This is a genomic window from Micromonospora sp. LOL_015, assembly GCF_048060275.1.
GTDB lineage: Bacteria > Actinomycetota > Actinomycetes > Mycobacteriales > Micromonosporaceae > Micromonospora_E.
In genome coordinates this window covers 1-261 of record NZ_JBHMIO010000233.1, presented here as the reverse complement: position 1 = coordinate 261, position 261 = coordinate 1, and the positions used below count along the sequence as shown (strand labels likewise).

At 75.9% G+C, this 261-nt stretch carries 1 protein-coding gene; it reads left to right on the top strand.

The annotated features are described in order from the left end of the window. Positions 1-86: 86 nt before the first annotated feature. On the top strand, positions 87-261 hold a 175-nt coding region (locus ACFHWU_RS29625; RefSeq protein WP_416592368.1), incomplete at its 3' end, for an IS66 family transposase zinc-finger binding domain-containing protein.

Genomic DNA, 261 nt, shown 5'->3' with positions numbered 1-261 from the left:
CCAAACCGGCGCCGAAGTCGCTGCGGGGCCGTTCGGGTCGCCGGCCGGGCCGCCCCACCGGCGGCGAGGGCACCACCCTGTCCCAGGTGGCCGAACCGGACCTGATCGTCCGGCACGTGCCGGACACCTGCGGCGGCTGCGGAGGCGGCCTGACCAACGCCGCCGAGGTGACGGTCACCCGCCGGCAGGTGTTCGACATCCCCCAGCCCCGGGTCGTGGTGACCGAGCACCAGATCGTCACCGTCGCCTGCCCGTGCGGGC